At 65.0% G+C, this 26,138-nt stretch carries 26 protein-coding genes; 12 read left to right on the top strand and 14 right to left on the bottom strand.

The features are described from left to right. Window positions 1-24: 24 nt before the first annotated feature. From typA to AB4037_RS06010, 3 genes are all read right to left on the bottom strand, one after another. The gene (typA, locus tag AB4037_RS06000; RefSeq protein ID WP_434958733.1) at window positions 25-1,851 is read right to left on the bottom strand and encodes a translational GTPase TypA; all 1,827 of its coding nucleotides are present in this window, start codon (window positions 1,849-1,851) and stop codon (window positions 25-27) included. Between the two features lie 255 nt (window positions 1,852-2,106). Next, on the bottom strand, window positions 2,107-2,517 hold the full coding sequence (locus tag AB4037_RS06005) for a GFA family protein (RefSeq protein ID WP_441770884.1): 411 nt from the start codon (window positions 2,515-2,517) through the stop codon (window positions 2,107-2,109). Window positions 2,518-2,695: 178 nt separating this feature from the next. Further along, complete coding sequence (locus tag AB4037_RS06010) at window positions 2,696-3,463, bottom strand: class I SAM-dependent methyltransferase (protein WP_441770885.1); 768 nt, start codon at window positions 3,461-3,463, stop codon at window positions 2,696-2,698. A gap of 178 nt (window positions 3,464-3,641) precedes the next feature. Here AB4037_RS06010 and AB4037_RS06015 point away from each other — a divergent pair, with 178 nt between their 5' ends. From AB4037_RS06015 to AB4037_RS06035, 5 genes are all read left to right on the top strand, one after another. Then, a complete protein-coding gene (locus AB4037_RS06015; protein ID WP_434958730.1) occupies window positions 3,642-4,424 on the top strand; it encodes a helix-turn-helix transcriptional regulator in 783 nt (260 codons plus the stop codon). 41 nt (window positions 4,425-4,465) lie between these two features. Next, entirely contained in the window at window positions 4,466-5,374 is a 909-nt protein-coding gene (gene sppA, locus AB4037_RS06020; protein ID WP_441770886.1) for a signal peptide peptidase SppA, read from the top strand. A 185-nt stretch (window positions 5,375-5,559) separates the two neighbouring features. After that, the gene (gene ihfB, locus AB4037_RS06025; RefSeq protein ID WP_434958728.1) at window positions 5,560-5,847 is read left to right on the top strand and encodes an integration host factor subunit beta; all 288 of its coding nucleotides are present in this window, start codon (window positions 5,560-5,562) and stop codon (window positions 5,845-5,847) included. 30 nt (window positions 5,848-5,877) lie between these two features. Further along, window positions 5,878-6,246, top strand: coding sequence for a LapA family protein (locus AB4037_RS06030; protein WP_434958727.1), 369 nt, complete (start codon window positions 5,878-5,880; stop codon window positions 6,244-6,246). A gap of 172 nt (window positions 6,247-6,418) precedes the next feature. Then, window positions 6,419-7,375, top strand: a complete 957-nt coding sequence (locus tag AB4037_RS06035; protein ID WP_441770887.1) for an ornithine cyclodeaminase family protein — start codon at window positions 6,419-6,421, stop codon at window positions 7,373-7,375. Window positions 7,376-7,523: 148 nt separating this feature from the next. Here the strand turns inward: AB4037_RS06035 and AB4037_RS06040 are convergent, their stop codons facing one another. Continuing rightward, on the bottom strand, window positions 7,524-7,997 hold the full coding sequence (locus tag AB4037_RS06040; protein ID WP_434958724.1) for a MarR family winged helix-turn-helix transcriptional regulator: 474 nt from the start codon (window positions 7,995-7,997) through the stop codon (window positions 7,524-7,526). A gap of 224 nt (window positions 7,998-8,221) precedes the next feature. Between AB4037_RS06040 and AB4037_RS06045 the strand changes: the two genes are divergently transcribed. After that, on the top strand, window positions 8,222-8,650 hold the full coding sequence (locus AB4037_RS06045) for an organic hydroperoxide resistance protein (protein WP_441770888.1): 429 nt from the start codon (window positions 8,222-8,224) through the stop codon (window positions 8,648-8,650). 127 nt (window positions 8,651-8,777) lie between these two features. Continuing rightward, window positions 8,778-9,479: a hypothetical protein gene (locus AB4037_RS06050; RefSeq protein WP_441770889.1), complete on the top strand. Its 702-nt coding sequence runs from the start codon at window positions 8,778-8,780 to the stop codon at window positions 9,477-9,479. Between the two features lie 24 nt (window positions 9,480-9,503). Here AB4037_RS06050 and AB4037_RS06055 read toward each other — a convergent pair whose 3' ends face one another. Further along, entirely contained in the window at window positions 9,504-10,328 is an 825-nt protein-coding gene (locus AB4037_RS06055; RefSeq protein WP_434958721.1) for an alpha/beta fold hydrolase, read from the bottom strand. A 141-nt stretch (window positions 10,329-10,469) separates the two neighbouring features. Here AB4037_RS06055 and AB4037_RS06060 point away from each other — a divergent pair, with 141 nt between their 5' ends. Next, window positions 10,470-10,778 (top strand): putative quinol monooxygenase, encoded by a 309-nt coding sequence (locus AB4037_RS06060; protein ID WP_434958720.1) that lies wholly within the window; start codon window positions 10,470-10,472, stop codon window positions 10,776-10,778. A 12-nt stretch (window positions 10,779-10,790) separates the two neighbouring features. On the opposite strand, the gene AB4037_RS06065 is transcribed toward AB4037_RS06060, so the two are convergent. Beyond that, window positions 10,791-11,159, bottom strand: coding sequence for a GFA family protein (locus AB4037_RS06065; protein ID WP_434958719.1), 369 nt, complete (start codon window positions 11,157-11,159; stop codon window positions 10,791-10,793). 93 nt (window positions 11,160-11,252) lie between these two features. Here AB4037_RS06065 and AB4037_RS06070 point away from each other — a divergent pair, with 93 nt between their 5' ends. Both AB4037_RS06070 and AB4037_RS06075 read left to right on the top strand, forming a co-directional pair. Then, window positions 11,253-11,660: a hypothetical protein gene (locus AB4037_RS06070; protein ID WP_434958718.1), complete on the top strand. Its 408-nt coding sequence runs from the start codon at window positions 11,253-11,255 to the stop codon at window positions 11,658-11,660. A 4-nt stretch (window positions 11,661-11,664) separates the two neighbouring features. Next, a complete protein-coding gene (locus AB4037_RS06075) occupies window positions 11,665-12,438 on the top strand; it encodes an AcvB/VirJ family lysyl-phosphatidylglycerol hydrolase (RefSeq protein ID WP_434958717.1) in 774 nt (257 codons plus the stop codon). On the opposite strand, the gene hemW is transcribed toward AB4037_RS06075, so the two are convergent. The 6 genes from hemW to nadE form a co-directional block, all read right to left on the bottom strand. Further along, window positions 12,383-13,543 carry a radical SAM family heme chaperone HemW gene (gene hemW, locus AB4037_RS06080; protein ID WP_441770890.1) on the bottom strand — a complete coding sequence of 387 codons (1,161 nt, stop codon included), beginning with the start codon at window positions 13,541-13,543 and terminating at the stop codon, window positions 12,383-12,385. The two genes, AB4037_RS06075 and hemW, sit on opposite strands and share 56 nt — an antisense overlap. Before the next feature lie 136 nt (window positions 13,544-13,679). Beyond that, window positions 13,680-14,840 carry an enolase C-terminal domain-like protein gene (locus AB4037_RS06085; RefSeq protein ID WP_441770891.1) on the bottom strand — a complete coding sequence of 387 codons (1,161 nt, stop codon included), beginning with the start codon at window positions 14,838-14,840 and terminating at the stop codon, window positions 13,680-13,682. A 50-nt stretch (window positions 14,841-14,890) separates the two neighbouring features. Then, complete coding sequence (locus AB4037_RS06090) at window positions 14,891-15,316, bottom strand: DUF1284 domain-containing protein (RefSeq protein ID WP_434958714.1); 426 nt, start codon at window positions 15,314-15,316, stop codon at window positions 14,891-14,893. Further along, on the bottom strand, window positions 15,313-15,903 hold the full coding sequence (locus AB4037_RS06095; RefSeq protein ID WP_434958713.1) for a biotin transporter BioY: 591 nt from the start codon (window positions 15,901-15,903) through the stop codon (window positions 15,313-15,315). Before AB4037_RS06095 ends, AB4037_RS06090 begins: the two co-directional genes overlap by 4 nt. 166 nt (window positions 15,904-16,069) lie before the next feature. Next, window positions 16,070-16,738 (bottom strand): GntR family transcriptional regulator, encoded by a 669-nt coding sequence (locus tag AB4037_RS06100; protein ID WP_434958712.1) that lies wholly within the window; start codon window positions 16,736-16,738, stop codon window positions 16,070-16,072. A 62-nt stretch (window positions 16,739-16,800) separates the two neighbouring features. Continuing rightward, window positions 16,801-17,610 carry an ammonia-dependent NAD(+) synthetase gene (nadE, locus tag AB4037_RS06105; RefSeq protein ID WP_441770892.1) on the bottom strand — a complete coding sequence of 270 codons (810 nt, stop codon included), beginning with the start codon at window positions 17,608-17,610 and terminating at the stop codon, window positions 16,801-16,803. Window positions 17,611-17,810: 200 nt separating this feature from the next. On the opposite strand from nadE, the gene mutS reads away from it, so the two are divergent. Both mutS and AB4037_RS06115 read left to right on the top strand, forming a co-directional pair. Then, window positions 17,811-20,540 carry a DNA mismatch repair protein MutS gene (gene mutS / locus AB4037_RS06110; RefSeq protein WP_441770893.1) on the top strand — a complete coding sequence of 910 codons (2,730 nt, stop codon included), beginning with the start codon at window positions 17,811-17,813 and terminating at the stop codon, window positions 20,538-20,540. Window positions 20,541-20,640: 100 nt separating this feature from the next. Further along, window positions 20,641-23,412, top strand: a complete 2,772-nt coding sequence (locus AB4037_RS06115; RefSeq protein ID WP_434959729.1) for a [protein-PII] uridylyltransferase — start codon at window positions 20,641-20,643, stop codon at window positions 23,410-23,412. A gap of 30 nt (window positions 23,413-23,442) precedes the next feature. Here AB4037_RS06115 and AB4037_RS06120 read toward each other — a convergent pair whose 3' ends face one another. Together AB4037_RS06120 and AB4037_RS06125 are read right to left on the bottom strand one after the other, a co-directional pair. Further along, window positions 23,443-24,798, bottom strand: a complete 1,356-nt coding sequence (locus tag AB4037_RS06120) for a PspA/IM30 family protein (protein ID WP_441770894.1) — start codon at window positions 24,796-24,798, stop codon at window positions 23,443-23,445. Next, window positions 24,795-26,138: a hypothetical protein gene (locus AB4037_RS06125; RefSeq protein ID WP_441770895.1), complete on the bottom strand. Its 1,344-nt coding sequence runs from the start codon at window positions 26,136-26,138 to the stop codon at window positions 24,795-24,797. The genes AB4037_RS06120 and AB4037_RS06125 overlap by 4 nt, the downstream gene beginning before the upstream one ends.

The following is a 26,138-nucleotide window of genomic DNA, read 5'->3' on the forward strand; positions in this document are numbered from 1 at the left end:
TCTTCAGAGATCGTTTGGCGGCTCTTACGCAGCCGCGTCGCGGGCGCGATCGGCTTTCTTGCGCTCGTTGGGATCGAGGATGGCCTTGCGCAGGCGGATCGACTTCGGCGTGACCTCCAGGAGTTCGTCGTCCTGGATCCAGGCGATCGACTTTTCCAGCGTCATCCGGATCGGTGGCGTCAGGCGCACGGCTTCGTCCTTGCCGGAGGCCCGGACGTTGGTGAGCTTCTTGCCCTTGAGCACGTTCACTTCCAGATCGTTCTCGCGATTATGCTCGCCCACGATCATGCCCTGATAGACCTTCCAGCCGGGCTCGATCATCATCGGGCCGCGGTCTTCCAGGTTCCACAGCGCATAGGCCACGGCCTCGCCGGCGTCGGTGGAGATCAGCACGCCGTTGCGGCGGCCGGCCACCTCGCCCTTGAAGGGGGCATAGGCATGGAACAGGCGGTTCAGCACGGCGGTGCCGCGGGTGTCGGTGAGCAACTCGTTCTGATAGCCGATCAGGCCCCGGGTCGGGGCGTGGAAGACCAGGCGCTGGCGGTTGCCGCCGGAGGGGCGCATTTCGATCATGTCGGCCTTGCGCTCCGACATCTTCTGCACCACGGCGCCGGAGAATTCCTCGTCGACGTCGATCACCACTTCTTCGATCGGCTCCAGGACTTCGCCGGTGGTCTCGTCCTTCTGGAAGACCACGCGCGGGCGGGAGACGCCGAGTTCGAAGCCCTCGCGGCGCATCACCTCGATCAGGATGGCGAGCTGGAGTTCGCCGCGGCCGGAGACGATGAACGAGTCCTTGTCGACCGATTCCTCGATCTTCAGCGCGACATTGCCCTCAGCTTCCTTGAGCAGGCGGTCGCGGATGACGCGGCTGGTCACCTTGTCGCCCTCGGTGCCGGCGAGCGGGGAATCGTTGACGGTGAAGGTCATCGACACGGTCGGCGGGTCGATCGGCTGGGCGATGATCGGGTCGGTGACTTCGAGCGCGCAGAAGGTGTCGGCGACGGTGCCCTGGGTCAGGCCGGCGATGGCGACGATGTCGCCCGCCTCGGCTTCCTCGACCGGCTGGCGTTCGATGCCGCGGAAGGCAAGCACCTTGGAGACGCGGCCCTGCTCGATCACCTTGCCGTCATGCGAAAGCGCCTTGATCGCCATGTTCGGCTTCAGCGTGCCCGAGGAGATGCGGCCAGTGAGGACGCGGCCGAGATAGGGGTTGGCTTCCAGGATGGTGGCGAGCATGCGGAAGGGACCGGGCTCGACGGTGGGCTGCGCGACATGCTTGAGCACGAGGTCGAACAGCGGTGCCATGCCGTCGTCATGCGAAGCCTCGGGGGAGGTCCCCATCCAGCCCTGCTTGCCCGAACCGTAGAGGATCGGGAAGTCGAGCTGCTCATCGGTGGCGTCGAGGGCGGCGAAGAGGTCGAACACCTCGTTGATCACCTCGGTGGTGCGGGCGTCGGGCTTGTCGACCTTGTTGATGGCGACGATCGGCTTGAGACCGATCTTGAGGGCCTTGGCCACCACGAACTTGGTCTGCGGCATCGGCCCTTCGGCGGCGTCCACCAGCACGATGGCGCCATCGACCATGTTGAGGATGCGCTCGACCTCGCCGCCGAAATCGGCGTGGCCGGGGGTGTCGACGATGTTGACGCGGGTATCCTTCCACACCACCGAGGTAGCCTTGGCCAGGATGGTGATGCCGCGCTCCTTCTCGAGATCGTTCGAGTCCATCACGCGCTCGGCCACGCGCTGATTGTCGCGGAAGGCGCCAGACTGCCGCAGCAGTTGGTCAACCAGCGTGGTCTTGCCATGGTCGACGTGGGCGATGATGGCGATATTGCGAAGTTGCATAGGTTAAACCGGGTTCCTGGCTAAGGCGAAGTGCGTTCAGACGGAAACGCTCTTCTGCCCCAACTCGTTGTTTCCAAGCCAATCCGATGGATTGGCGAGAGCGATTGTGCGATTCCCGACGTTCCACCAAATCGCAAAAATGCTTGAGCCGATGGCATCGGGCCGCGCCAAAAAGGGGATCGTCTGTCGGATTTTGCGCCGCAATATCACAGGAGAGGGGGGCGCGGCAATGGCGCAGCAGCCAACTAACGGCTCCTAGCCGTCCTTTTCCGGCTCATATTCCAAGAATGTCGGCAGGTCATCGGCCGTCGCGAACCAGGAAACCTGGCTGCGGGTCCAGATATGCTTGCGGGGCGGCACCAGCGAGGGGTCGTCGAGCGTGCCGATATTGATGCTGATCTCGGACGCAGACTCGCGCAGCCGGAATTCGATCGAGGCGCCGCAGTCGCCGCAGAAGCGGCGCTCCCCGAAACTGGAAGAGTGATAGACGCGCGGCTCGCCCTTCACATAGCCAAAGGTCTCGACGGCAAAGAGCGCCCAGGGCTGGGCGGGCGCTCCCGAAATGCGCTGGCAGATGCGGCAATGGCACCAGCCGGCATCGAGGGGCACTGCCTGCGCTTCGTAGCGGATCGCCCCGCATGCGCAGCCGCCGGTCAGCAGGGCCATGGCATCCCCTCCGTCAGGCCGCAGATGTGTTCGGCCTTCCAGCTTCCCAGCTTACAGATTCGCATGGGAAAGGGGGAGGTGGGTTTTGATACGACGGTGTTTCAATAAAGACCTGCGGTATCGGCGATGAGGCCGATACCGCAGGAACGGGCGAGCGCCGGCTGACAGGGCGGAAAACCTAGCGCTGCGCCACGAAGACCGCGTTGTCGAGGACGAAGGACCCGTCGGCCTCGACTGCGAAGTGCTGGCGCACCTCCTCCGACATCGCAGCCTGCAGGGCACGGATGGCCTCGACGAAGACCGGCGGCGTACGCATGCGCGTGATCCAGGAGGTAAATTCGAGCGGCTGTCGCCCCGGCGTCGTCGTACCCAAGGTGAAGCCGGCGGCGGCGAGCATGGCCTGCCATTCGCGGATCGAATAATCGCGGACATGCGAGGGGTCGCGCAGCATCTCGAAGGCCTGCAGGAAGGTGTCACAGACGGCCCGCGCCGGGGCGATGGCATCGGCGATCACCAGCGTGCCGCCTGGGCGCAGGACACGGAAGGCTTCCTGCAAGGCTGCGGGCACGTCGCCCCAGTGATGGGCCGAATAACGGCTGAGTACCATGTCGAAGCTGGCTTCGGCAAAGGGCAACTGCTCGACCGAGCCCTGGCGGGTGGCGATATTGGCAAGGCCGCGCCTGGCGGCTTCCTCGGCGACGGCCGCCAGCATTTCCGACGAGAGATCGTAGGCGACCACCTGAGCCGCGACCGGCGCGGCCGCGAAGCTGACATGCCCGCCGCCGCAGCCCAGATCCAGCACGTGAGAGGGATGCCGTGCCGCGATCGCTTCGGCCACCAGAGCGAGATCCTCGCCCTTGGCATGGACGGAGCTGGCGACGTAGGCGGCTGCCTGGGAGCCGAATTGGCTGGTGACCAGGTTTTCCAGGGTGGCCGATCGGGCCATGGTTCTTACTCCATAAGGCTGAACACGCGGCTGAAGCGTTTGTGATTCGATCGCCTGATACAGGGCGGGCGGTGCCTGTATTGAGGCTCGCCCACTCCCCCGAGAGCAGACTGGAACGTCTCTAGTTTCTGATTTACACTGGTACCAGATCCTTTTTTATCCTGGTATGAAAGTTGCCATGACAGCGGAGTCGGATCAGGCGCGCCGCCAGCAGCTCGGCGAATTCCTGCGGTCTCAGCGGGCGCGGCTCACGCCCGATCTTTTCGGCCTGCAGGGCGGGGCGCGGCGGCGAACGCCGGGCCTGCGCCGCGAGGAAGTGGCCCAGCTCGCCGGCCTTTCGACCACCTGGTACACCTGGCTGGAGCAGGGGCGGGACATATCCCTGTCCGCCCATGCGCTGGGGCGGCTTGCCAATGTCCTGAACTTTTCGCAGGCCGAGCGCGCCTATCTGTTCGATCTCGCCGGCAAGCGCGATCCGCAGGCCAGCACCGAATCCGAGCCGGCAGCACCGCCGGCCCTGCTCACCGCCCTCGATACCATCGCCGGCCCGGCCTATCTGCTCGACCACCTCTGGAACGCACTGGGCTGGAATGCCCAGGCGGCGGAACTCTTCAGCGGCTGGCTCGACGGCGACAATGACCGCAACCTCCTCGCCTATATTTTCCTCAGCCCGGCCGCGCGGGAGCTGATCGAGGACTGGGAGGGACGGGCTCGTCGGGTGATCGCCGAGTTCCGCATCGATTACGGCCATCACATCGAGGAGGAGGCGATGCAGGCACTCGTCGGCGGGCTTGTGACGCGGAGCCCCTTCTTCGCGCAGGCCTGGCCGATCCATAGCGTGATCGGCCGCGAAGGCGGGCTGCGGCGTTTCAATCATCCCGCGCGCGGGGCGCTCGAATTCCAGCAGATCACCCTCAATCCGACGACGCGGCCGGATCTCAAATTCGTCATGCTGGTGTGACTGGTTTTGGGGGCGGGTCTTCGGACCCGCCTGCCTCTCCAATGAGCGCTGCGGTTCCAGGCGGGTCCGAAGACTTTCTGGCTGTCGCCTTGGTGGTGGCCTATCTCGCCATTGTCGGCACCGGCGCCCTGCAGCATCGCAGCCCGCATATCGCCCGCATCAAGCTCGACGGATTCGTGGGGGACCAGACCGCCAATCTGAAGCTGTTCGATCAGATTGCGACGTCCCAGGCCGAGGCGGTGATCGTGCGGATCAACTCCCCCGGCGGTACGACCTCCGGCGGCGAGGCGCTCTATGACGGCCTGCGCAAGCTCTCGGCCAGCAAGCCGACGGTCGCCTTCATCGACGGGCTCGGGGCGTCCGCCGCCTATATGGCCGCCGTCGGCACCGATCACATCGTCGCCCGGCGGTCCTCTCTGGTCGGCTCGATCGGCGTGCTGGTGCAATATCCCAATGTCTCCAAGCTGCTCGATACCCTCGGTGTCAGCGTCGAAGCGGTGAAATCCTCCCCGTTGAAGGCGTCGCCGGACGGGTTCACGCCGACCAGCCCGGAGGCGCGGGCAGCACTCGCCTCCATCGTCAACGACACCTATGGCTGGTTCAAGGACCTGGTGAAGGATCGGCGCAAATTTGATGATGCCGGCCTTGCCGCCGTCGCCGACGGGCGCGTCTTCACCGGCAAGCAGGCACTCGATCTCAAGCTCATCGACGAGATGGGCGACGAGACCACCGCGATCGCCTGGCTGAGCAAGGACAAGCCGCGCATGAAGGCGCTGCCGGTCGAAGACTGGGACAAGCCTTCCACCACCTCCTCCTTCCCCTTTGCGCGCACGGGACTGGCCTGGCTTGCCGACAGCCTCGGCATCACCAGCCTGGGCGATGCCATCCGGACGGCACCAGATACGCCGCCGGCTGCGCTTGACGGGCTTGTTTCGGTTTGGCACCCTTGAGGCATTCGTGTCTCACGGTCTGTCGGGACCATAGTAACGTGTCAAACAAGGCATTGTAGAGCATCAACAAGACCTGGAGCGGGCGTACGCTTGGGCTCGATCCGTATCATGCTGTAAGGGAGCTTGGACGCGATTCGCGTCGAGCGAACGAAATTTCACAAGACCGGCGACTCACGGGAACGAAAATGATCAAATCCGAATTGGTTCTGAAGATTGCGGAAGCCAATCCGCACCTCTATCAGCGCGACATCGAAAACATCGTCAATGCCATCCTCGACGAGATCGTCAATGCGATGGCCAAGGGCGACCGGGTCGAGTTGCGCGGCTTCGGGGCTTTTTCGGTGAAGGCCCGTCCCGCTCGCATCGGCCGCAATCCGCGTACCGGCGCGCATGTGCCCGTGGACGAGAAATTCGTGCCTTTCTTCAAGACCGGCAAGGACATGCGGCTGCGACTGAACAAGTCGACGGCCTGACACAATTATCGTGCCGGAGCGGGGCAGGTCATGAAGCGCATATTCTATTATTTCATCCTGATTCTGGCCCTGATCGTGATGGCGGCCTTTGCCATCGCGAACAAGCAATGGATCGCCGAAGGCGTAGCTTTGTCCTACGATCCCACAGCGCCGGGCGCCGAAGCGACCACATTGCATCTGCCGATGTTCCTGATCCTGTTCGGGGTCCTGCTTGTCGGCATGTTGATCGGCGGGATCACCGTCTGGCTGAAGCAGAGCCGTTTCCGCCGCGCCGCGCGGGTCGCCCAGGTCGAGGTGGAGCGCAATCGCAATGAGCTCGACCGCCTGCGTAGCCAGGCTGGCCCCGTACCCGAAGCACGCGACAGCCATGCCGTCCTGCCTTCGAGCGTGCCGTTCTGACGCTCCCGGTGTGATCGTTTCGCCCTGATCGGAACATCGTGCCGAAAAGTGGGCACCGGTTTTCGGCAAAAACGATGCTGTAGGCCGATCTGTTTCCTGCAACCGGATCGGTTATACTTCCCGCTCCGGGCCATACGGCCAAAACCTTCTTGTTGCCTCGGACGAAACAGCCATGCGCGTCATCACCGCCGATGAGATCGATGGCCTTCTGACCTTTCCCGATCTGATCGAGGCATTGCGCTCGGCCTTTGCGGCCGATTTCGTCACGCCGCCACGACAGCATCTTGAAATCGGCCACGGCGCCGCTGCGGCCACTGCCCTGATCATGCCGTCCTGGACCGGCGATGCACCGGGGCCGGGCGCCTTCCTCGGTACCAAACTGGTGAATGTGTTCCCGGCCAATGGCGCCCGCGGCCTGCCGGCCGTGCTCGGCACCTATGTCTTGATGTCGGGCGAAACCGGGGCGCCCCTGGCGGCGATCGATGGCACCCGGCTGACCCATTGGCGCACGGCCGCCGCTTCGGGGCTCGCCGCCTCCTATCTGGCCCGGCCTGATGCGAACCGCCTTGCCATGGTGGGCGCTGGCGCGCTGGCACCCTTCCTCATCCGCGCCCATGCCAGCCAGCGACCGATCAGCGATGTGGCGATCTGGAACCATCGGGCGGAACGCGCCGAAAAGCTGGTGGAGGAACTGGGCCAGCAGGGGATTACGGCTCGATACGAGTCGGATCTCGAGCGCGCGGTGCGCACAGCCGACGTGATTTCCTGCGCCACGCTGTCCAACCTGCCCTTGGTCAAGGGAGCCTGGCTGCGGCCGGGCATGCATCTGGACTTGGTCGGCGCTTTCAATCTGCAGATGCGCGAGGCCGATGACGAGGCCGTACGTGCCAGCGATCTGTTCATCGACACGCCGGGTGCCCTGATCGAGGGCGGCGACATCGCTCTGGCCCTCAAGGCCGGCACGATCAGTCAGGATGATATCCGGGCCGATCTGGCCGACCTCACCCGGGGGAGGCATCCCGGCCGTGATTCGAGCGAGGCGGTGACGCTGTTCAAGTCGATCGGCAGTGCGTTGGAGGACCTCGCCGCGGCGATCCTGGTGTGGCGCAAGGCCGGCGGCGAAGGCTGACGACCTGTCCCGAAGAGATCGGTTCATGTCACGTCATTGCGAGCGCAGCGAAGCAATCCATACTCTCGCATGCCGGTCGGACTGGATTGCTTCGCTACGGTCACAATGACGAATTTAGTATCGCTTGCGTATAAGGGCCAAGCTGCCGCTATGCCGCATCGCTTGCCTGTTTCTGATGCAGGTCCAGGGCTTCCCGCAGCCATTCCAGCCAGTCCTTGAGGGCGCCCGCCTGGCCGGCTTCGAGACCGGTGTTCGTGGTGATCTGGGACGGCACGACGCGGGCCTTCTCGCGCAGGGCCTTGCCTTCGGCGGTGAGGGAGATGCGAACCTGGCGCTCGTCATGGCTGTCGCGCCGGCGTTTCAGCAGCCCCGCTGCCTCCAGGCGTTTGAGCAAGGGGGTCAACGTATTGGTTTCCAGGAAGAGCCGGGCGCCGATCTCGCCGACCTTGAGTCCGTCCCGTTCCCACAGGCAGAGCATGACCAGATATTGCGGATAGGTCAGGCCGAGCGGATCAAGCAGAGGCTTGTAGGAACGGCCAAAGGCATTGTTGGCGGCGTAGAGCGCGAAGCAGAGCTGGTTCTGCAAGAGCAGCGGCGTGAACTCGTTGGAAGACGATTCCATCGGTGCCTCCTTTGGCGCAACGTTCGGTGCCGGCTGCACAAGCCTAGCCGGCGAGCTTCAGCCGCGAATCATATCGCACACGACAGGGATGCAGAATCATTTTCGCAGACTTTCCCGCCAAAAATCGCCTTTCCGAAAAAATGCTCCTCCTGTCAAAATAAATATCGCGCACGATATAAATGTGTGCGATATAGAGCGTGTATTCAACCCGAAGGGAGTTCGTCATGAAGGTTCTCTACACCACCGCAGCCCGTTCCGATAACAATGGCCGCGACGGCGGTCGCTCCGGTACCGTGGATGGCCATTTTTCGGTCAAGCTGGATCTGCCCAAGGAACTCGGCGGCGCCGGCGGCCCCGGCACCAATCCGGAACAGTTGTTCGCCACCGGCTACGCCGCCTGCTTCATGGGCGCGCTGCGTTTCGTGGCCGGCAAGGAAAAGGTTACCCTTCCCGAGGATGCCAGCGTCACCGCCACGGTCGGTATCGGACCGCGTGACGATGGTGCCGGCTTCGGCCTCGATGTCGCTCTTGCCGTCGCGCTGCCGGGTATCGACCATGCCCGTGCCGAGGATCTCGTCGCCAAGGCCCACATCGTTTGCCCCTATTCTGAGGCGACCCGCAAGAATCTCGACGTCCGCCTCAGCGTGGTCTGAGGCCGTTCGCGACCGGCATTCGGTACCGGGCGTGCGGATCCTGTGGGGAGACGTGCGCCTGGCCGTGCCGGGCATGGCTGGCATGGTGATTCGGCGCTAAGCAGGGAACTCTGCCCGGAGTTCCCCTATGTCACTGCCTCGCCCCTGGCGTGAAGTCCTGCCGCAGCTTTTGTCGACGGCGCTGATCCCGCTCACCGTGGCCGGGATCGGCTGGTACTACACGCGGTGGCAGCAGAATCTCGCCGATCTGCGCACCATGATCGACCTGATGACCGATGCCGCGCCGGAGAAGCGCAAATATGGCGTCGCCATGTTCGAATATCTCCTCAAGAACGACAAGGTGCCGGTGGAGTTCATCACCGCGCAGCTCGATTATGCCAATTCGTCTTCGGACCGCGATTTGCTGCCCCTGCTGGAGAACGCGGTGCAGAAGGCCTCGCTCGTCAACACTTCGGTGAAGTCGGCCTATGAGGAGGCGACGGCAAGGTTGCCGAGCCGCATCTTCGTTCACGCTCTCAACGACACGCAGCGCCCCTGCGCCAATATCCTGCTCGACGAGATGAAGGACGGCGACAAGGCGGCCATCACATTCCCGTCGGTGCTATCAGCCAAATGGTCGGGCGAAGCGCATGAACTGCGCTACTTCAAGGCATCCGACCGCAAGCGCGCCGAAAGCCTCGCCGAACTCTTCGCTTCCGTCGGCCTGCAACTCACCACCAAGGATCTGTCGACGAGCTGGAGTGGGGCGCGGGATTCGCGCCCCAACACCTTCGAGATCTGGTTCGGTAATCCGGCCCTGCCAGTGAATTGCCTGCAGCCCAGGAAATAGGCCTGGAAACAAACCCGACCGAGGTCAGGCTGCCGCGGCCGCCTGCCGGATGGCTATCCGGGCAATGTCCCTCGCCAGCTTGGCGGCATGGGTCACCATCACGCCGTGGGCTATGCCTTCATAGACCAGCAGCTCGGCTTCCGGGATCAGGGCGGCGAAGCGCTTGCCGGTGCTTTCCAGCGGTGCCGAGACGTCGCGGTCGCCATGGATCAGCGTGACAGGCACCCTGAGGGCGGTGGCTTCGGGGCGCAAATCGGTCTCCACGATCGCGCGCTGCAGATCGATCAGGATGCGCCGCGAACCGCCCAGCACCATGTCTACAAGCCCGTCCAGGGTGTGCTTGCTGGCCCCGGGTGCGAAAGGTTCGATATTGGCCTCGAGCCAGGCCGGCAGGTTGTCGGCAAGCTGTTCCATCAGGGCCTCGATGGCTTCCCTCGGCCGCCCCTGATCGTTGCCCGGTCCGGCGACGAGGCAGGGGCCCTGGGCCCCGACCAGGACGATGCGCCCGATCCGCCCTGCCCCGTGGCGGCTGATATAGCGCAGCACTTCGCCGACGGCGCAGGAATGGGCGACCACGGTGAGGTCGCTGAGGCCGAGCTGAGTGATCACGGCGTCGAGGTCGTCCGCTAGCGCGTCGAAATCGACGGTGCCCGGATCGCTCGAGTGACCATGGCCGCGCCGATCATAGGCGATGGTGCGCAGTCCCTGGGCGTTGAGCCCGATCATGGTTTGCGCCCAGATGCCGGAATCCATTGCCCAGCCGGCAAGCAGTAGCACGGGAGCGCCCTGGCCCCAGTCGCGAACGAAAAGACGGTGGCCATCGGCGATCTCGACGAAAGGTGCGGTCATGGCGGTTCCTCCGGGTTGAGAGGCCGCCATTGTGCCGGGAGCCGAGGTGGCACGCGATTACGCCCAAGGTAATCGCCTTCCTCGACCCGCTCACTATCCTCGGTGGCGTTGGCGGCGGGAATGCCGCAGGAGGACAGTCAAATGAGCGTGACCTATCTGATCGGCTTTGTCGTCAACCCCGGGCAGCGCGAGCGCTTCCTCGGCATGCTGAACACATTGTTGGACACGATGCGTCATGAAGCGACCTTCGTGAACGCCACGCTCCATGGCGATCCCGCCGATCCCTGCCGTTTCCTGCTTCACGAAACCTGGGTCGATCATCAGGAGGTGCTCGACGTGCAGCTCAACCGGCCCTATCGGCAGGCCTGGCACAAGGCTCTGCCCGAATTGCTGGCGGAACCTCGCTCCGTATCGATGTGGCAGCCGCTTCGTGCCGACCGGAAGGATTGACCGCCGGCGTGGCTACCACAGGTTCCGGCCGTCGATGACGGTGACGGGCACGGCCTCCAGGTCGAAATCGTCGAAGAGCCTGGCGTTGATGCTGATCTTGGGATTGTCGAAATCGGGCTCGCCGGTCGACCAGTCCGGCGTCTGCGTATAGGTGCCGCAGCCGCAGGTTGCGCAAAAGTGATGCTGGATGGTCTTCGACCCCCAACGATAGGTCGCGACCTGTTCGGGCGGCGAGGTCAGCCGGAACTGCTCGGGCTTGTAATAGGCCCAGAGCGAGCCGCGCTTGGAACAGAAGCTGCAGGTGCAGCGTGTCACCTCCTGCGGCGCCTCGCTCAACTCGAATGTCGTGCCGCCGCAATGGCAGCTGCCTTTGAGAGCCATGGCTTGTTCCTTTCCAATCTTCGCTGTAGCTCTTGATAAAGCCTGTCTGCTGACATCTTCCTGTCAGCAGTGATCCGCTAAAACGAGAGCCTGATGAGCGCTGCCCGCAAGATCCACACCTTGACCTTCCATCTCCTCGGCATCAGCGGCGAGGATGCCATGGATGATATCATCGATGAGATCGAGGAGTTCGCCGATGGCGTGGAGTGGCCGATCGAGGCGCCTGATGCCTTCAAGCACAAGGTCAGCGAGACCGATCCGGACACGGGCTGCGCGGTGGAGCTGCCGGTGCGCGCCAGCCTTGCCGGAGAGACCATCGCCGGCGAAAAAGCCGATTTTGCCGGCGCCATCGCGCTGATCGAGCATTTGCGCCAGCTCTCGGCCCGCCATCGCTTCGATGTCGAAATCACCTTCGACAAGGAGATTGTCGGCACCATCGACAAGGGGGCCTATAGCGAGACCCTGCGCCAGGGATTGGTCGAACCCTGGCAGGTTGGGTAGCCATTTGCGCGGGCGATCGGGCTGGCGTGCCGTTGCCGCGGGGCTGGCAACCGCCATGATGCTGTTCGGCTCAGCACAAATCGCTGCCGCCCAAGCCTCCGCAACCGATAGCCGACTCGTGGACCTGCCGCTCGAGATCTCGGCGCCGCCGGCCGGACACGGCGCGGTCGTACTCTTCCTGTCGGGTGATACCGGTTGGGGAAGGCTGGAACGAAGCCTGACTCGCCGCCTCGCCCGGGCCGGCGTTGGTGTCGTCGGGCTCGATGCGCGCCGTTATTTCTTCACCAAACGCTCGCCTGTCGAGCTGGCACGGGATATCGAGCGTGTCCTCACCGTCTATCGCCGGCGTTGGCATGCCGGCCGCATCGTCCTAGCTGGCTATTCCTTCGGTGCCGACGCGCTGCCTTTCGCCTGGCCGTTGCTTTCGGCGAAAACGCAACGGGAAACCAGGCTGATTGCCTTGATAAGCCTTTTGGCCGAGGCCAATTTCCGCATCTCGCTCCTGGAAATGCTGAACTTGCCGGCGGCGGACGATACGCCGGTCGCGCCAATGCTGCGCGGCCTTCCCGTTCGCAAGGTGGTCTGTCTCTATGGCCGGGAAGAACGCAGCGCCTGCACCTTGCCCCAACTTGCGGGAGCCGAGCGCATCGCGCGGCCCGGCGGGCACGACCGCGACGGCGATGCCGGCGCCGCGGTGCAGGCGATCCTGCGACATCTGGCGCTCAGGCTGCCAACTCCGCCACCACCGCATCGAGCAGCGGAAAGCCCGCGCGGGTAACGCGAACCCGGTCTTCCCGGCGCTCGATCATGCCGTTTTGCTGCAGGCCGGCCAACGTAGCGTCCGCCATGGGCCGGCCGCGCAACCGGGCGAGGCGGGCAAGATCGATGCCCTCGGCGAGGCGCAGGCCCATCAGCAGCATTTCGTCGCCCTGCTGGTCCGCCGTCAGGGCCTGATCGTCGACGAGGCCATGGCCGTTCGTGCGGACCGCCGCGAGCCATTTCTCGGGGCTGCGTTCGGTCGAAAGGGCGCGGCGCATGCCATTGGCATCGATGAGGCGTCCATGGGCACCCGGGCCGATGCCGGCATATTCGCCATAGCGCCAATAGACCAGATTATGCCGGCATTCGGCGCCGGGGCGGGCATGGTTGGAGATTTCGTAGGCCGGAAGGCCGCGTCGCTCGCAGGTTTCGCGGGTGATGTCGAACAGCACGCGCGCATCCTCGTCCGGCATCGGAATGAGCTTGCCGGCGGCGACCAGGCGTTCATACATGGTGTCCGGCTCGATGGTGAGCTGGTAGAGCGAGAGGTGCTCGGCGGCCCGGTCGATGGCCTCGTCGAGCTCGGCCTGCCAATCCCCAGGCCGCTGGTCCGGGCGGGCATAGATCAGATCGAAGGAATAGCGCTCGAAGGATTTGGCGGCGATCTCGACGGCAGCCATGGCTTCGGCCACCGAATGCATGCGGCCCAGGCGCTTGAGATCGGCATCGTTCATGGCCTGCACGCCGAGCGAGACGCGGTTGACCCCGGCGGCGCGGTAGCCGGCGAAGCGCGTGGCGTCGACGCTGGTCGGATTGGCTTCCAGCGAGATCTCGGCATCGGGCGCGATGGTCCAGGCGCCGCCGATGGCATCGAGAATGGCCCCGACCGTCTTCGGCTCCATCAGCGAGGGCGTGCCGCCGCCGAAGAAGATCGATTGGACCTGTCGCCCCGGCGCGATGTCGGCCATATGGGCGATCTCGCGGAGATAGGCCCCGACATAACCGGTCTGGTCGACGCCGCCCTGGCGGACATGGCTGTTGAAGTCGCAATACGGGCATTTGGCCAGGCAGAACGGCCAATGCACGTAAACGCCGAAGCCGGGTTCAGGGGATTTGGGGATCATGCCAGCTCAAGTGGCAGTTGCTCGGGGCTACGTCAATCCCTGGGGGCACGACTTGGAGCGCGGACTTCCAGTCCGCTCTTGGAACCACTACGCTTCAAGAAAGAGGCGGACAAGATGTCAGCGCTCCAGGCGCGCCCTATCCTGCAAGCTCCCTGAACAGCGTCTTCAGCGCCGTATTCGTCTCGAAACCGATGCCCTCGGCCTGTGGCAGTGTTACATAGCCATCGGCAATCACACTGTCGTCGGCAAGGCCGCAGAAGGGCTGGAAGGCGAAGGGGGTGACCTCGGCGCCGCCGAGGCCCAGGGCCGCAGCGAGATGAAGGCCGAACAGGTGCCCACCATGCGGCCAGAAGGCCTGTCTCGCCCAGCCTTCCAAGGTCACGGCCTCGACGATCTGGAGATAGCCGGGCAGGCCGTAGCAATGCACGGGGTCGAACAGCAGCACGTCCCGATCCGGCCGCAGGCCGCCATGGCGGGCGAGGAGCCCGGCCTCCGCCGCCGAAAACAGGGCCTCGCCCGCGCCGATCGGCGGCGTATAGGCCGATGCCAAAGCGGATTGGGTTTCGAAGTCGAGCGGGTCGCAGATGTCCTCGAACCACCACAGGCCAAGGGGCGAAAGCTTCGTGGCTGCCTCCAGGCCGGCCGAACGGTCATAGGCGTTCATGGCATCGACGGCGAGGCGGCCGGGTGCTCCCAGCGCGGCGACGGCCACCTCGATGCGGCGGAGATCCTGGTCGAGGCCGGCGCTGCCGATCTTCATCTTGGCATTGAAAAAGCCGAGATCGGCGAAGCGGCGCATCTCGTCGGCCAGCAAAGAGAGGTCGTCCCGGAGATGGCGATAGCCACCGCTCGCATAGACGCGGACTTTGTTCGTTTCGGTGGAAACGGCGCCGAAACGGCCGGTGAGATGGGCATGAAGCGGTAGTTCAGCCGCCTTGGCGGCGATGTCCCACAGCGCCATGTCGAGGGCACCGATCGCGACGCAGCGCTCGCCATGCCCGCCGGGTTTCTCGCCCGTCATCATCGCCTGCCAGGCCTTGAAAGGATCGAGATTGCCGTCATCGCCGATCAGGGTTTCCGCCGGAGCCTGCAGTAGCCGCGGGGCGAAGCGTTCGCGGATCAACCCGCTCTGGGCATAGCGGCCGACCGAGGCATAGCCATAGCCGACGATCGGCCGGCCGGCTTTCACCACATCCGTGATGATGGCGACAACGCTGGTCGTCAGCGCGCCCTGCCGGGCCGGGCCGGCGTAGCGGGAGATCGGAAGGCTGCGTTCGCGGATATCGAGAATGCGCATGGCGGACAGAGCTGCGGTGTGAGGTGGTCGGCTGGCGCTTCCCTCTTACCTCAATCCCGCCTCACGCGGGACTCCTGGTAGCGGTCGCGAGCCACGGCGCTGCACAGGCCCGACCATTCGCAGCCCACACAGGCTGAACGCGTCAGATTGGCGGCGAAGGCACCACGGAAGCGTGCCAGCAAGGTCGGAGTCAGGGCGATGCGGGTGCCGGTGCGGATAGGCAGGCGCATCAGGGCGCCGACGTCGCGGATGGCGAGTTCGTCGCGCTGGTCGATCCGCGGCTCGTGGCAATGCGAATCGGCCTGTTGCAGCAGCGGGGCGCAGATATCATCAGGCCCCGCCACGATCACGATGTCTTCACCCTGGCTCAATCGCACTGCGATGGCGTCGTAATTGGCGACGAAGCCGGGGCTATAGCCTTTGCCGACATAGGTCAGCATGCAGAGGAGATGGTGGGCACGAAGCCGCACCGTCACCGGGCAGCGCCGGCCTTGCCGCGAACCAGGGCCATCAGGGTGACGGCGCCGATGACCGACTTCAGGAGGCCGCCGAGCAGGAAGGGCACCACGCCGAGCAGGAGGGCCTTTTCCACGCCGATCTGGGCGCCAAGCCAGGCACCGCCGATCGCCAGGCAGAGGGCATTGCCCAAGGTCATGTTGACGAAGGCGAGAACCGGGCGGTTGCCATTCCAGCCGCGCTCGGCCAGCAAGCCACAGAGAGCAGCGACGAGCGGGAAGGAGATCAGATAGCCAGCCGTCGGACCGACGAACAGCAAGGCGCCGATGCTTCCCGTCGCGGTGACCGGCATGCCCATCCAGGCCTCAGCCAGCCAGGCCAGAACCGTGATGGCGCCGAGCCGCCAGCCATAGAGCGCACCGATCAGGGTGACGGCCAGCGTCTGCATGGTCATCGGCACTGGGAACATGGGCACCTGGATATGGGATGCCAGGGCCAGTACGGCCGTGCCTGCGACCACGGCTGCCGCCTGCCAACCGAGGGAGCGCCTGGAGATGTCGAGAGGGCTGAAAGCCGGGATAAGGGAGGGTGTGGCGCTGTGCGACATGGGGGCTCCGCTAGAAATTATAGATAATCTTGAATTCGATGATCTATAGAGGTCACAAAATGGGACGATTGGCAATATCCGGGTGCGCGGGCATCTTGCCCGCCCTTGGAACCGCTGTACCTGCCGGATGAGAAGAGCGGGCGAGATACCCGCGCACCCGGGGGGCTCAGCCGATGATGGCGAAGGCTTCCCGCGTGGCACCGGAGGCCGACCGGACCGGCTTCAGGCCGACCCGCTGCACATGCCGGGTCAGGGTGCCGGCGGCATCGTCGACCTTGCCCGCCCGCAGCGCCGAGAGGATGGCGCGGTGATCCTGGTCGGTCGGGGTTTCCCACTCCGAGCGCCAGGCCGCGAACAGGAAACGGGCGCTGGCGGCATGGAGGTCGTCGATCGCCGCCAGCAGGCGCGGCATGCGGCAGGGCGCGAGGATGAGCCGGTGGAAGCGGCGATTGGCCTCCTCCCAGGACCGCACGTCGGGCGACCGGTCGCCAGCCTTGGTTGCTTCCTCGGCCTCGTCTAGGATGGTGGCGGTGAGGTGCGGTGCGGCCTGGCGCAGGGCCAGCACTTCCAGAGCCGCACGCATTTGCGCGACCTCCTTCACCTCTTCCAGGTTGAAGGCGGCGACACGCACGCCGCGCCGTGGCTCGCTCACCGCCAGGCCCTGTGCCTCCAGGCGCCTGAAAGCCTCGCGCACCGGCACGTGGCTGGTGGCGAACTCTTCGGCGACATGGTCCTGGCGCAGCCGGGCGTCCGGCTCGATCACCCCGGAGATGATGCGATCCGCCAGCACCTTGGCGATGCGGATGGCAATGGTGTCGTCCTTGGGGGTGCTCATGATTTATAGATAATTTTTCTGATCGGTATTGTCGACATCAATCCCGGCCCAGTGCCGGGAGGTTAGCCGGCTGCCACCGGCAAAGCGCGCTTATGGGCGCTGGTGCGATAGGTCGACAGGATGCGCTGATGCGAGGCTTCGCTGATCGCCTTGCCCTCCAGGAAGTCGTCGATCTCGTCATAGGTCACGCCATAGGCGTCCTCGTCTGGCTTCAGCGGCACATTGGTCTCCAGATCGGCGGTGGGCACCTTGAACACCAGCTCGCGCGGTGCACCCAGATGGGCGGCGAGGGCCCGCACCCGTCTCTTGTTCAGGCCGGCGAGCGGCAGGATGTCGGCGGCGCCGTCGCCGAATTTGGTGTAGAAACCCATCACCGCCTCGGCCGCATGGTCCGTGCCGATGACGAGGCCGCGCACGGCCCCGGCGAGGCCGAACTGGGCGATCATGCGCTGGCGTGCCTTGATGTTGCCGTGGTGGAAATCGGCGCGCGCGCCCTCGATCAGGTCGCCGGCTTCGCGTGTAAGCTCGGCCATCATCGCGTCGGCCGCCGGCTTGATGTTCACGGTGACGACGCGATCGGCCTTGATGGTCGCCAGGGAGTGCTGCGCATCCTTCTCGTCTGCCTGCACGCCATAGGGCAGGCGCATGGCCAGGAACCGGGCGTCATACCCCTTGGCTCGCAACCGTTCGACGGCGGCCTGGGCCAGCAGGCCCGCAGTGAGCGAATCGACGCCGCCCGAAATGCCGAGTACATAAGCGCGCCCTCCCGAAGCCTTCAGATAATCGGCCAGGAAGGCGACGCGCCGTTCGGCCTCGGCCGCGGGATCGAAGGCTTCGGGCACGATGATGTCGGGCGTGAGCGGTTGCGGCATGGTCGGGCTTTCACGAGGTTGAATCGGGCGACAACAGGCCATGTTCGTTCCGGAGCGTCAATGACATTGGGGGACCGGGCATCTTCCTACCGGAGAGCGCGCCGGTTACAGGCTGGTCTGAGGACCGGCCCCCCAACCTATCCACAACGTGCCGGCCCCCAGCTCGTGCTCCCTCCGCCCGCATCTGCTAGCGTGCCGCCATGACCTCCACGCCCCGCAAACTCGACACCGCCGACGCGTCTGCTCCCGTCACGCCGATGATGGCGCAATATCTCGAGATCAAGGCCGGCCATCCCGGCGCCCTGCTGTTCTATCGCATGGGCGATTTCTACGAGCTGTTCTTCGAGGATGCCGAGATCGCTTCCAAGACGCTCGGTATCGTTCTGACCAAGCGCGGCAAGCACCAGGGCGAGGACATCGCCATGTGCGGCGTGCCGGTGGTCAGGGCGGACGAATATTTGCAGCGCCTGATCGCCCATGGCCACCGTGTCGCGGTCTGCGAGCAGATGGAGGATCCGGCCGAGGCCAAGAAGCGCGGCTCCAAATCGGTGGTCAAGCGCGGCGTGGTCCGTCTGGTCACGCCCGGTACCATCACCGAAGAGACGCTGCTGGAGCCGACGCGCGCCAATCTGCTGCTGGCTTTGGCGCGACTGCGCATTTCCGACGACGAGGCCCGCTATGGCCTTGCCTTTGCCGATATCTCCACCGGGGAGTTCGGCTTGTCGGAATGCGACGAGGCGGGGCTGCCGGCAGAACTCGCCCGTCTCGACCCCTCCGAAGTCGTCATGGCCGAGACGGTGCATGAGGAGGCTTCGCTGGCCTCCCTCTGGCGCGAATGCCGCGCTGCCGTCACGCCGGTCGGGCGCGACGTCTTCGACGGCACCCAGGCCGAGCGCCGTCTCGCCGCGTTCTATGATGTGGGCACCATCGATGGCTTCGGCACCTTCTCGCGGGCCGAACTGGTCGCCGCTTCCGGCCTCGTCACCTACATCCTGCGCACCCAGGTCGGCCAGAAGCCGGCGCTCGCTCCGCCCCGCCGGGACGGCGCCAATGCGCATATGGCCGTCGATGCCGCCACAAGAGCCAATCTGGAACTGACACGCACGCTCGGCGGCGAGCGTGCCGGATCCTTGTTCGATGCGATCGACCGCTCGGTGACGGCCGCCGGCGGTCGTCTGCTGGCGCAATGGCTGGCGAGCCCGCTGCTGCAGCCCGAGGCCATCGCCCTGCGCCAGGACGCGGTGGCCTTCTTCGCCGAACAGGCCCTGCTGCGCGGCCAGATCCGGGCTCGGCTGAAATCGGCGCCTGATATCGCCCGCTCCATGGCGCGCCTCGCCCTCGACCGGGCCGGCCCGCGCGATCTGGCGGCGCTCAGGGAAGGGCTCGTTGGCATTGCCGGTATCGAAACCCTGCTGCGGCAGCGCGAAACCGAGTTGCCGCCGGTGCTCGCCGGTGTCCTGTCGGCCCTCGCAAGGCCGGACCAGGGCCTGGCGGCGCGCCTTGCCGCGGCCCTGCAGGACGATCTGCCGCTGCTCAAGCGCGATGGCGGCTTTGTCCGCGCCGGCTATGACCAGGCCCTCGACGAGACGCGGGCTCTGCGCGACGAGAGCCGGCGCGTCATCGCCGGCCTGCAGGCGCGCTATGCCGAGGAGAGCCAGGTCCGCCAGCTCAAGATCAAGCACAACAACATGATCGGCTATTTCGTCGAGGTGCCGCAGCAGGCTGGCGAGGCCTTTCTGCAGCCGGGCCTGCGCGAGACCTATGTGCATCGCCAGACCATGGCCGGTGCCATGCGCTTCTCCACCGCCGAGCTTTCGACACTGGAATCGCGCATCGCCTCGGCGGCCGAGCGCTCGCTGGCGAGCGAACTTCAGATCTTCTCCGATCTCGCTGCCGCCCTGCTCGGCGACAACGCTGCCATCCGGGCCGCTACCGAAGCGCTGGCTCTGCTCGATGTCATCGTGGCGCTCGCCGTCCTGGCCGACGAGGAAAACTATGTCCGCCCGCTCGTCGACACCTCGCTGGCCTTCGCCATCGAGGGCGGCCGCCATCCCGTGGTGGAACGGGCGCTGAAGCGCGAGGGCAAGCCCTTCGTCGCCAATGACTGCGAGCTCAGCGGTGAGGCGGAAGGACAGCAGGCCGCCGGCAAGATCTGGCTGCTCACTGGCCCGAACATGGCTGGTAAGTCGACTTTCCTGCGCCAGAACGCCCTGATCGCGGTCTTGGCTCAGATCGGCTCCTTCGTGCCGGCGAGATCGGCCCATATCGGGGCCGTCGATGCGTTGTTCTCGCGTGTCGGCGCCGCCGACGACCTGGCGCGTGGACGCTCCACCTTCATGGTGGAGATGGTGGAGACGGCGGCGATCCTCAATCAGGCTGGGCCGCGCGCGCTCGTCATCCTCGACGAGATCGGCCGCGGTACCGCCACCTTCGACGGGCTTTCCATCGCCTGGGCGGCGATCGAGAACCTCAGCGCCGTCAATCATTGCCGGGCCTTGTTCGCCACGCATTATCACGAGCTCACCCAGCTGACGAAGAAGCTGCCGCGGCTGGCCAATGCCACCATGCGGGTGACCGAATGGCATGGCGACGTCGTCTTCCTGCATGAGGTGGTGGCCGGCGCGGCCGACCGCTCCTATGGCATCCAGGTCGCCAAGCTCGCCGGCATGCCGGCCGCCGTGGTGGAACGGGCGCGGGCCGTGCTGGCGCAGCTCGAGGCGACCGATCGCCAGGCTCCGGCGGCCCGCCTGGTCGACGATCTGCCCTTGTTCGCGGCAGCCCCGCGTGCAACGGCCCAGCCCGCCGTCAAGGCGCGGGACGAACTGACGGAAGCCCTCGATGCGCTCGACCCCAACGACATGACGCCTCGCCAGGCGCTCGATGCCTTGTTTTCCTTGAAAGCCAAGCGCGATAGCGCCAAGAAGGGATAACTGGAGCGCGGACATGCTGTCCGCACCGATGCCGTATCCGCAGGATGGGAAGAGCGGACAGGATGTCCGCGCTCCGACACCCTTCTTCCCAAGGCCTGCAATGCTCGACAAGCCCGATCGTGAGCTCCACCTCGTCCTCGACCGCATGGCGCTCGAAGCCGAGATCGATGCCTTGGCACTGGAGCATGAGGGCCATGCCGATGCCTTGCGCCTGGCGGTGGTCACCCTGCTCAAGGCCACTTTGCGCGACGGCCGCGAGACCATCCATACCTGGTTCAGCGAGGACCGTCTCGGCACGGCCTGCGCCCAGCGCCTGTCCTGGCTCGAGGACGAGATCATCCGGGCCAGCTACGCCTATGTGACGCGTTACGTCTATACCACCCACAATCCGACGGCGAGCGAGCGCATGGCGGTCATCGCAGTGGGCGGCTATGGTCGCGGCACCCTTGCGCCCGGCTCGGACATCGATCTGCTCTTCCTGCTGCCGTCCAAGCAGACGGCCTGGGGCGAGAGCGTCACCGAGGCCATCCTCTACGTATTGTGGGATCTCGGCCAGAAGGTCGGCCACGCCACGCGGTCGATCGACGAATGCCTGCGTCTCGCCCGCAGCGACATGACCATCCGCACTGCTTTGCTCGAAGCGCGCCCGATCCTCGGCGATATGGGGCTGGCGAGCGAGCTTGCCAGCCGTTTCGATCGCGAGCTCGTACAACTGACGGCGACGGAATTCGTGGCGGCCAAGCTCGCCGAGCGCGACGAGCGCCTGATCAAGGCTGGCAATTCGCGCTACCGGGTCGAGCCGAACGTCAAGGAAGGCAAGGGCGGCCTGCGCGATCTCAACACGCTCTACTGGATCGCCAAATATGTCTATCGCGTCAGGGATGCCGCCGATCTCGTCGAGGCCGGCTTGTTCACCCGGCGCGAATATCGTCAGTTCACCCTGGCCGAGGATTTTTTATGGGCGACGCGCTGCGCCATCCATTTCCTCACCCACCGCGCCGAGGAGCGCCTGACCTTCGATCTCCAGCGCGAGATCGCGGCCTTTCTGGGCTATTCGGATCGCGGTGCCTTGCGCGGCGTCGAGCGCTTCATGAAGCATTATTTCCTGGTGGCCAAGGATGTCGGTGATCTCACTGCCATCGTCTGCGCTGCGCTGGAAGCGCGCCAGGAAAAGCCCAAGGCGATGCTGGATCGCTTCATCGCTCCCTTCCGCCGCAGCCAGCGCCAGGCCCTGATCGGCACCAAGGATTTCGTGATCGAGACGGGGCGGCTCAACATCGTCAACGATCAGGTGTTCGCGCGCGACCCCGTCAACCTGATCCGGCTGTTCCATCTCGCCGATCTGCATTCGCTCGCTCTGCATCCCGATGCGATGCGCCTCGTCACTCGCTCGCTCAAGCTGGTGAACGCGGCGCTGCGCGAGAATGTCGAGGCCAACCGGCTGTTCCTGGAAATCCTGACATCGCGCAACGCGCCCGAGACCGTGCTCAGGCGCATGAACGAGGCCGGCGTTCTCGGCCGCTTCATTCCCGATTTCGGCAAGGTCGTGGCGATGATGCAGTTCAACATGTATCACCGCTACACGGTGGACGAGCATCTCCTGCGTTCGGTCGGCGAACTCGCCGACATCGACCGAGGCGAGGGGGGTGACGAGCATCCCCTCGTCAACGAGATCATGCCGACCATCCAGAACCGCACCGCGCTCTATGTCGCCACCTTCCTGCACGACATCGCCAAGGGCCGGCCGGAAGACCATTCGCTCGCCGGTGCCAAGATCGCCAAGCGATTGGGGCCTCGCCTCGGCCTGACGCCGGGCCAGACCGATACGGTGTCCTGGCTGATCGAGCAGCATCTGGTGATGTCGATGACGGCGCAGTCCCGCGACATCTCCGATCGCAAGACCATCGAAACCTTCGCCGGCACCGTGCAGACGCTGGAGCGGCTGAAGCTGCTGCTCATCCTCACCGTGGCGGATATCAGGGCGGTGGGGCCAGGCGTCTGGAACGGCTGGAAGGGCCAGCTCCTGCGCTCGCTGTTCTGGGAAACCGAGCTGGTGCTGGCCGGCGGCCACTCCAAATCCGACCGGCGCGCCAGCGTTCAACTGGCCCAGGACGAACTCAGGGCCGGCCTGTCCGACTGGAGCGCTGCGGAGGTCGATGCCTATGTGGCGCGCCATTACCCGCCTTATTGGCTCAAGGTCGAGCTGCCGCGTCGCCTGCGTCATGCTCGCTTCATCCGCGCCGCGCGCGAACGTGGCGAGACGCTCGCCACCGAAGTCGCCACCGATGCCTTCCGCGGCGTGACCGAGCTGACCATTCTCGCCCCCGACCATCCGCGCCTGTTGTCGATCATCACCGGCGCCTGCGCCGCCTCTGGCGCGAATATCGTCGACGCCCAGATCAACACCACCACGGACGGCCTGGCACTCGACACCATCTTCGTCAGCCGCGAGTTTCCGCAGGATGAGGACGAGCTGCGCCGGGCAGGGCGCATTGCCCAGGCGATGGAACAGGCGCTCACCGGCACCATCCGCCTGCCGGATGCCGTGGCCAAGCGCAGCGCCATCAAGCCGCGGCAGAAGGCCTTCCAGGTCGCGCCCGAGGTGGTGGTCGACAATGAATGGTCGAACCGCCACACGGTAGTGGAGGTCTGGGGCCTTGACCGCCCCGGCTTGCTCTATGACCTGACCACGGCGATCTCGCAGCTCAACCTCAACATCGCCTCGGCCCATATCGCCACCTTCGGCGAGAAGGCTGTCGACGTGTTCTATGTCACCGATCTCACAGGCGCCAAGATCACTTCGGTGCAGCGCCAGGACAGCATTCGCAGCAATCTGCTGGCGGTGTTCAAGAGGGAAGGGAAAGCGGGCTGAAAGGGGCAATGCCGGCTCCACCCAACGGCCTCATTGCAGCTTTTGCACCAGTTGCTGGTAGAGCTTCTGCGAATCCGCTCCCATCGGGAGGTCGTTCTGCGCTTTGGGGCCGACCAGATCGGCGGTGACGATGCGCGCCCGGTCGCGCAGGGCCGACCAGTCCGGCAAGGCCCATTGGGCTGGCGTGATGGTCGAGAGGATGTAGAGCACGTTGTAGCGTCCCGTCAGGGTCAGGCTCTGGACCGCCGGCCGTCCCAGCATGTTGACGAGGGCGCCGACGAGCATGCGCTGGTCGTCGGGCGAGACGGTGCCGTCCCTCAGCGCCCGCACAAGATTGTCCGTGGTCGTCCTCCGCACATCGCCATTGGGGCCATCGATCAGGTTGACGTTGGCGAGCAGCTGTTCTCCGTCCGTCAGCTTGGGTGGAGGCGGGAGCTTGTAGGCGCGAGACTGGTCGATAGCCTGCGTCAGCACGGCATTCGAATCGCGCAGATACATGTGTTGGGAGGGGTTCATCGTCGGCGATGGCGTCGGAGCCAGGGCGTCCTTGAGTTTGGACTGGGCTTCCTCGAGCGAGCGTTTCATTGCCTGCAACTGATCATCGAGGTCCTTGAGTTCGGCCTCGTGCCGAAACCGCTCCGTCTGGAGTTGAACATCGGCCCTGAGGAAACGCTGGGCCCGTTTGTCATTGTCCGCCGACAGCTCCTCCGCCTGCCCGCGCAGACGATCGGCTTCCTTGCGTGCTTCGTTCTCTCGGAAGAAGGATATGAGAGCGAGAATGGCAAAGGCGATCGACAGGATGAGCGTGACGACGAACCCGGTGCGAATCTGGCGCGTCCGGCGTTCGGCCGCCTCGCTCGCACTGACGAAGGCCTCGATTTCCGGGTCCTTGTCGCGATAGCCGGCGGCTTCCACCAGCGCGTTGCCGGTGAGCAGATAACCGGGCGCCCGGTTCGACCGGCGCCATTGATAAGCAAGGGAGCCAATTCTGACTTGGGCGCGGCCATCCTGCGCCGTCGTCTCGCCCTTCGGGGCCCTGGCCACGGTCTTGCCGGCCGGCAAGGTCGCTTCCGGCAATTCATGATAGGGCGCCAGTGGCAGATCGAGCTCCGGTTTTGCTCCGCTCGTCGACCAGGTCAGCAATTGCAGGCTCCAATAGTCGAGGATGCCTTGGGCTGTCTCGCGGTCCCCCTCCTTTCCAAGCTGCGCGCCGGCTGTCACGACACGGTCTAAGAAAGCGACGATACGATCGCGAAAGGCTGCGAGCGCCTCTGGACTGTCGTCATTGCGCTGGCTGCTGGACCTGAGCAGGTCGAGATGTTCGTTGCTGATGTCCGTGATGCTTGCGAAGGAGATCGGCGGGTGGTGCGACGTTGTCCCGCTCATTGCACGGCCCCCAGAATGTTCTTCAGGCGGTCGCTGATCTGGAAGACACTGTCGAAATCCGCTTTTAGCCGGCTGTCGAGCGCGAAGAACTGGGCGCTGGCATTTTTCTGAAAAGCCGAGAAGGCCCGCTGCAGGGCCCGGATCGTCGGGGCGCTCTTGAGGTTGAACGCGGTGTCGCGCTGTGCGATCTCGACATCCTGGAGGCAGGCATCGATCTTGTCGCAATCCTCTGCATCCACCGTCATGTCAGCCCGTTCGAGGCCGAGCACAGCCAGATTCAGCAGCATCACCCTGGTCTCCGGCCACAAGGCGGCGATCTCGTCCACGATCAGGGCACCGGGATCGTCCAGGCAACTGGCGAGGATCGAGAGATTCTGCTCCACTTTCTGCAAGCGGTTATGTGTCGCGATCCGGCTCATCAAGCTGCGCTGCAGGGCTCCGAGGGCGGCGATCGCCTCGTCGAGCGCAGCCAAAAGCCCGGTGTCGGCTGCGCCGATCTCGATCAGGGCACCGGCCAGTTCCGGCAGGGGCAGTTTCGTCGCCGCATCGAAGATACCCTTGTTCAATTGCACCGACTGGCCATCGCTGATCGCGGCGATCTGCCGGATGGCGATGAGCACCGGGCCAGGCTTGTCGGCGTCGAGTCCTTCCTGGCAGCGCTGCGAGCTGCTTGCCAGGTCCTCGACCCAGGAAAGATCGAGACCGACGAGGATTTCGTCTGCACCAGGCCTCGCGATCTCGGTGCGGATCGCGATGACGGCGGCGCGGACCTGCGAGATATAGACCTGGACCGTCTCGAAGCTGATCGGGTTGTCCATGGTCGCCACGGCCTGCAGCAGGATGCGGGTGTGGTTGATCTGAATGTGATGAAGGCTGTCGTGCAGTCCCTTATAGGCCGCCAGCAGGTTGATGCGTTGGCCGATTTCGGTAAGCCGCTGCTTCGAGATGCCCGCCTTCTTGCACACCTCGTCCTTGGCCAGGTAGGCTGCGAGGCTGTCGAGCCCGGTGACCACGGTGCCGACCTGCGACGCCACGCTCGGCGGCGCAGTCAGCGCATCGGGGATCAACTGCGTGACCAGCTCCTTGAAAGCGGTGTTGTCGTTCTTGGCATGCAGGACGATAGCGACGAAGTTGGTCAGGATCCCGCATTTTTGTGCCCAGTCGACGCAATCACGGGCGACCTTGCGCCGGGGTTGCTCGGCAAAGCTCACGCCGGTGATGGCAACCGAGGTGCCGTAGCAAATCTGCATGAGGTCGCCGAGTTCGCGAAAGGTGCACAGGTCTCCGATGGCGTTGGAGATCGAGATCACGCTCTGAGGGGGGAGTGTGACAAGGCCCAT

The sequence above is a fragment of the Labrys sp. KB_33_2 genome, from assembly GCF_052114505.1.
Lineage (GTDB): Bacteria > Pseudomonadota > Alphaproteobacteria > Rhizobiales > Labraceae > Labrys.

Excerpts from the sequence above, each read along its gene's own strand:
- typA (WP_434958733.1), bottom strand. The coding sequence starts at position 1,851 with ATGCAACTTCGCAATATCGCCATCATCGCCCACGTCGACCATGGCAAG.
- AB4037_RS06005 (WP_441770884.1), bottom strand. The coding sequence starts at position 2,517 with ATGGCCCTGCTGACCGGCGGCTGCGCATGCGGGGCGATCCGCTACGAA.
- AB4037_RS06010 (WP_441770885.1), bottom strand. The coding sequence starts at position 3,463 with ATGGCCCGATCGGCCACCCTGGAAAACCTGGTCACCAGCCAATTCGGC.
- AB4037_RS06015 (WP_434958730.1), top strand. The coding sequence starts at position 3,642 with ATGACAGCGGAGTCGGATCAGGCGCGCCGCCAGCAGCTCGGCGAATTC.
- sppA (WP_441770886.1), top strand. The coding sequence starts at position 4,466 with ATGAGCGCTGCGGTTCCAGGCGGGTCCGAAGACTTTCTGGCTGTCGCC.
- ihfB (WP_434958728.1), top strand. The coding sequence starts at position 5,560 with ATGATCAAATCCGAATTGGTTCTGAAGATTGCGGAAGCCAATCCGCAC.
- AB4037_RS06030 (WP_434958727.1), top strand. The coding sequence starts at position 5,878 with ATGAAGCGCATATTCTATTATTTCATCCTGATTCTGGCCCTGATCGTG.
- AB4037_RS06035 (WP_441770887.1), top strand. The coding sequence starts at position 6,419 with ATGCGCGTCATCACCGCCGATGAGATCGATGGCCTTCTGACCTTTCCC.
- AB4037_RS06040 (WP_434958724.1), bottom strand. The coding sequence starts at position 7,997 with ATGGAATCGTCTTCCAACGAGTTCACGCCGCTGCTCTTGCAGAACCAG.
- AB4037_RS06045 (WP_441770888.1), top strand. The coding sequence starts at position 8,222 with ATGAAGGTTCTCTACACCACCGCAGCCCGTTCCGATAACAATGGCCGC.
- AB4037_RS06050 (WP_441770889.1), top strand. The coding sequence starts at position 8,778 with ATGTCACTGCCTCGCCCCTGGCGTGAAGTCCTGCCGCAGCTTTTGTCG.
- AB4037_RS06055 (WP_434958721.1), bottom strand. The coding sequence starts at position 10,328 with ATGACCGCACCTTTCGTCGAGATCGCCGATGGCCACCGTCTTTTCGTT.
- AB4037_RS06060 (WP_434958720.1), top strand. The coding sequence starts at position 10,470 with ATGAGCGTGACCTATCTGATCGGCTTTGTCGTCAACCCCGGGCAGCGC.
- AB4037_RS06065 (WP_434958719.1), bottom strand. The coding sequence starts at position 11,159 with ATGGCTCTCAAAGGCAGCTGCCATTGCGGCGGCACGACATTCGAGTTG.
- AB4037_RS06070 (WP_434958718.1), top strand. The coding sequence starts at position 11,253 with ATGAGCGCTGCCCGCAAGATCCACACCTTGACCTTCCATCTCCTCGGC.
- hemW (WP_441770890.1), bottom strand. The coding sequence starts at position 13,543 with ATGATCCCCAAATCCCCTGAACCCGGCTTCGGCGTTTACGTGCATTGG.
- AB4037_RS06085 (WP_441770891.1), bottom strand. The coding sequence starts at position 14,840 with ATGCGCATTCTCGATATCCGCGAACGCAGCCTTCCGATCTCCCGCTAC.
- AB4037_RS06095 (WP_434958713.1), bottom strand. The coding sequence starts at position 15,903 with ATGTCGCACAGCGCCACACCCTCCCTTATCCCGGCTTTCAGCCCTCTC.
- AB4037_RS06100 (WP_434958712.1), bottom strand. The coding sequence starts at position 16,738 with ATGAGCACCCCCAAGGACGACACCATTGCCATCCGCATCGCCAAGGTG.
- nadE (WP_441770892.1), bottom strand. The coding sequence starts at position 17,610 with ATGCCGCAACCGCTCACGCCCGACATCATCGTGCCCGAAGCCTTCGAT.
- mutS (WP_441770893.1), top strand. The coding sequence starts at position 17,811 with ATGACCTCCACGCCCCGCAAACTCGACACCGCCGACGCGTCTGCTCCC.
- AB4037_RS06115 (WP_434959729.1), top strand. The coding sequence starts at position 20,641 with ATGCTCGACAAGCCCGATCGTGAGCTCCACCTCGTCCTCGACCGCATG.
- AB4037_RS06120 (WP_441770894.1), bottom strand. The coding sequence starts at position 24,798 with ATGAGCGGGACAACGTCGCACCACCCGCCGATCTCCTTCGCAAGCATC.
- AB4037_RS06125 (WP_441770895.1), bottom strand. The coding sequence starts at position 26,138 with ATGGGCCTTGTCACACTCCCCCCTCAGAGCGTGATCTCGATCTCCAAC.